Source organism: Vibrio sp. VP6 (assembly GCF_028823755.1).
GTDB lineage: Bacteria > Pseudomonadota > Gammaproteobacteria > Enterobacterales > Vibrionaceae > Vibrio > Vibrio parahaemolyticus.
In genome coordinates this window covers 1-954 of record NZ_JAPEID010000155.1, presented here as the reverse complement: position 1 = coordinate 954, position 954 = coordinate 1, and the positions used below count along the sequence as shown (strand labels likewise).

Here is a 954-nt window from a genome sequence, read left to right as displayed (position 1 = left end):
AACCATGGGCGTTATGCAGGTCAAGTTAATCTTAAATACGGCCAAGAGCCTGGTGTCCAGATTTATACTCATATTTCAGATCAATACAGTCCTTTTTTCACGAAGGTAATCAGTAGAGTCAGAGACTCAACGCATGTGCTTGATGGATTGCTTTATCACGAAAGTGACCTTGAAATAGCCGAGCATTACACCGATACAGCAGGCTTCACAGAGCATGTCTTTGCTTTAATGCATCTACTAGGATTTGCCTTTGCCCCACGAATTAGAGATCTTCATGATAAGCGCTTGTATATAGAAGGAAAGCCGGAGCAATACCCAGGACTTAAATCCATTATCTCTCCAACAAGTTTGAAACCAAAAGATATCGAGCCACATTGGGATGAGGTATTGCGTCTTGCCACATCAATTAGGCAAGGGACAGTCACCGCTTCTCTGATGATGAAAAAACTGGCTAGTTACCCCAAACAGAATGGATTAGCTAAAGCATTAAGAGAAATTGGCAGATTAGAAAGAACGTTGTTCATGCTTGATTGGCTTCGAGATCCGGCTTTGCGCCGCAGAGTACAAGCTGGTTTGAATAAGGGTGAATCACGTAATGCTCTTGCTAGAGCTGTTTTTATGCATCGGCTTGGGGAAATAAGAGATCGAAGACTTGAGAATCAAAGCTATCGAGCAAGTGGACTGACTCTACTTACAGCAGCAATTACATTATGGAATACGGTGTATATAGAAAGAGCTATAGAGGCCCTTAAACGAAAAGGTATCGAAGCGGATGGAGATCTGATTGCTCACCTATCGCCACTTGGTTGGGAACATATTAACCTCAGTGGTGATTACATATGGCGCACCAATACCAAGTTATCACCGAAAAGATTTAGGTCATTAAGGCCTGTGGATTTAAAGTCGTACAAGAAGCCTTAACGTAGGATATTTTCCGTTTTCCAAGCGGACCCC

Annotated in this window: 1 protein-coding gene; it reads left to right on the top strand. The window is 42.7% G+C overall.

Features of this window, described 5'->3' with window-relative positions; translation table 11 throughout:
• Window positions 1-921 (top strand): Tn3 family transposase (locus tag OU793_RS24630; protein WP_274647917.1); only part of this gene is annotated, 921 nt, incomplete at its 5' end.
• Between the last annotated feature and the right edge of the window lie 33 nt (window positions 922-954).